Genomic DNA, 3,018 nt, shown 5'->3' with positions numbered 1-3,018 from the left:
AAATTAAATCTGGATTGATTTCCAGCATCTCATCCTTTAATTGGCTGAATTTTGTCGCACGAGCTACATTGTAATTGTATTTTTCAAGAGAAGACTGCAAGATCGATGCAATCTTATCATCATCTTCCACGATCATAATTGTATACATAACAATACCCCCAGTTCGCGAACGTACTTCTATCTATTTTGTTGCTTTCTTGCTTCCATCATAACATAAACTTCTTTTAATCTAGAAACGAACCATCCACCTGAATGCCTATGTACGTAGATTCAGTAGAGCTGAATCTCTCCATACAATGAACACAACAGAACAAAGCTCCCGCTTCTTAAGACGGGAGCTTATCGATGTGTTCCTTCAATAATTCATACGTTGGAAATATTTACGTTGTCTGTGGCAGTTCTTGATACGTGATGAGTACCCCGCCTTCACCTGCATAGGTGCCAATGACTGGGCCCATATTCACGAACAGAACTTGATCGAAGTGATATTTGTCGAGCAATTCCTTCATAAAGGCCTTGGCCCGTTCTTCACAATTCGAATGTGCAAGGGCAATCCACTCTTTGTCAACTTGGTGCCATGCATCCCCTACCTTCTCAATCAGTCGGCGGAGCGTTTTCTGCGTACCTCGAATCTTCTCCATCACTTCTATGGTACCCTCTTCGCTTGCCTCCATGAGCAGCTTGATGTTCAACATAGAAGCGACCGTGCCCTTGAACTTGCCCAAGCGTCCGCCACGAATGACATTATCGAGGGTGTCCAAGGTGAAATACGTACGAGTGTGTTTCACTTGATGGCTTATGATGTCAGCAACCTCATCAAGTGTCTTCCCCGCTCCAGCCAGCTGTGCCGCACGCACGGCAAGCAAGCCAAGTCCAGCAGATGCTGTCTTCGTATCTATAACTTCAATCCGGTTCGGATGACCTTCTTCCTCGTACATCGTCTTTGCCATTAATGCATGATTGTAAGTGCTGCTTAAGCTAGAGGTCAAGGAAAGGACCAATATATCTTTATCAGTGCCAAGCGATTGATACATATGGTAGAAATCAGCTGGCGACGGACTGGATGTCTTCGGCAGATCCTCCTCCTCTCGCATACGCTCATAGAATTGAGCGGTGTCCATATCAGAGGTTAACACCTCTTTACCGAAACATACGCATAGAGGTACTACATGGATGCCGAACTGCTGAACGATCTCCGGAGTCAAGTCTGAACTTCCGTCCGTAATGATGTGAATGGTCATGTCATTCTCCTGTCCTAAAGTAAAAGTAAGTTATTATCGCTCATTCCGCTTAATTATACGAGCTTGTCCCTATGTTTACAACGTCAAAAAGTAGGCAATCTTGTGGACACAGCAAAAATGCCGAGCACTAACCTGCTGTCAAGTTAGGCTCGGCATGCGATGAGCTGTCCACTGCGCATTATTCTTGATCCGAATGCTGTAAGGCAGAGCTAGGCTCATCGCAGCACCCGATTGATTCGTTCACCCACTGCTCTGCCCACTGCCCTATGGCTTCCATTACTGGCTGCAGTGCCAATCCTTTGTCCGTAAGCGTATATTCAATGCGTACAGGCGTTTCTGGATATACATTACGAACTACAATCCCTGCCGCCTCCATGTCTTTCATGCGTTCACTCAACATTTTGTCGCTCATGGTAGGAATGAGTGCGGAAATATCCTTAAAGCGCTTCGGCCCGCTCAATAGCACCTGAATAAGCAGCCCGTTCCAGCGCTTTCCCAAAATGCAGAATGCCGCTTCGAATCGGGGACACATTCCCAACTGATCTGATTGCATCCGTTCATCCCTCCTTCTATACTTACAAAATGTAAGCATATTTATTTTACCATAGCTAATCCGAAAAGAAAACGCGACTGACGTCATTTATTACAAAATTTAATGGACTTGCAAAGAATCTGCAACTTATTTGGTGCGTACGATCATTATAATAGTATGGTGAAAACTTACAATCCATTATTTATTCTATCCGAAAATATCGGGTACTTGTAGAGCTGAGGAGGCTTCCATTGAATTCATATCGCGAGAGCAGGAAAGAGCGGCATGCCCGCATAAAGAGGCAGCGGACGCGCAAACTGAAACAATTAGCCGGGTTAGGATTGCTGGTAATTATCGGGCTTGGCTGCATGCTCGCGCTGACTGTGGCCATGCGCGCTGTAGAGAACCAGCCAGATTTGGTTTCTCCTCCTAATGAAAGTGTAACTCCTACATCCCCACTAGAGCCAAATCACGAGCAAAAAAAGAAGAACATTGCAGCAAAAGACGAATCAAGTAAATATGTGATGCCTCCTTCGCAGGATCCCATCCGAATTGTCTTTGCAGGAGATGCACTCATGGATTGGTCCGTCAAGGAAACCATTCGCAAAAAAGGACCTGATTATCCTTTTGAATACGTCAAGGACGAGGTCAGCAGCGCCGATTATGCAGTTGTTAATCTGGAGACCGCTATCACTCACCATACCGAAAAGGATACGAATCAGCTATATAATTTCAAGTCCGATCCGGAATCCTTGCAAGGAATTAAAAATACCGGGTTTGATCTGGTTACGATTGCTAACAATCACACCCTCGATTTTAAGCAAAAGGGATTTCTCGACACACTATCATACTTGGAGCAATATGACATTCCCTATGTAGGCGGTGGGAGAAATAAAGAAGAAGCGTATCGGGCGCATACGGTGAAGATTAAGGGCCAAACGATTAAGATCCTTGCCTTCTCCCGATTTATCCCTCAAACGTATTGGTTCGCCGGAGAGAAGCGGCCAGGAGTTGCGGAAGCGTATAATAAATCAAGTGTTCTCCCTGTTATCACAAGAGAACGGCAAGACTGTGATTACTTGCTTGTGTATCTCCATTGGGGGTTGAGAAAAGTCATCGTCCGGAACCATGGCAGCGTACCTATGCGCGTGAAATCATTGAATGCCGGTGCAGATGCCATACATCGGCAGTCATGTTCATGTTCTGCAGGGATTCGAATTTTATAAAAGGCAAGCCAATTGCTTA

General features: G+C 45.2%; 3 protein-coding genes. 1 reads left to right on the top strand and 2 read right to left on the bottom strand.

Translation table 11 applies throughout. The features are described 5' to 3' along the window. Nucleotides 1-380: 380 nt before the first annotated feature. Nucleotides 381-1,241 carry a DegV family protein gene (locus AZ66_RS28195; RefSeq protein WP_044357963.1) on the bottom strand — a complete coding sequence of 287 codons (861 nt, stop codon included), beginning with the start codon at nt 1,239-1,241 and terminating at the stop codon, nt 381-383. A gap of 178 nt (nt 1,242-1,419) precedes the next feature. Beyond that, a complete protein-coding gene (locus AZ66_RS28190; protein ID WP_021261822.1) occupies nt 1,420-1,794 on the bottom strand; it encodes a winged helix-turn-helix transcriptional regulator in 375 nt (124 codons plus the stop codon). A 230-nt stretch (nt 1,795-2,024) separates the two neighbouring features. On the opposite strand from AZ66_RS28190, the gene AZ66_RS28185 reads away from it, so the two are divergent. Next, on the top strand, nt 2,025-2,999 hold the full coding sequence (locus AZ66_RS28185) for a CapA family protein (RefSeq protein ID WP_082061770.1): 975 nt from the start codon (nt 2,025-2,027) through the stop codon (nt 2,997-2,999). Nucleotides 3,000-3,018 lie beyond the last annotated feature (19 nt).

It is taken from the genome of Paenibacillus sp. E194 (genome assembly GCF_000935845.1).
In the GTDB taxonomy this organism is placed as follows: Bacteria; Bacillota; Bacilli; order Paenibacillales; family Paenibacillaceae; genus Paenibacillus_B; species Paenibacillus_B alvei_B.
The sequence above is the reverse complement of the archived record's forward strand: the minus strand, read 5'-3'. Positions and strand labels throughout refer to the sequence as shown.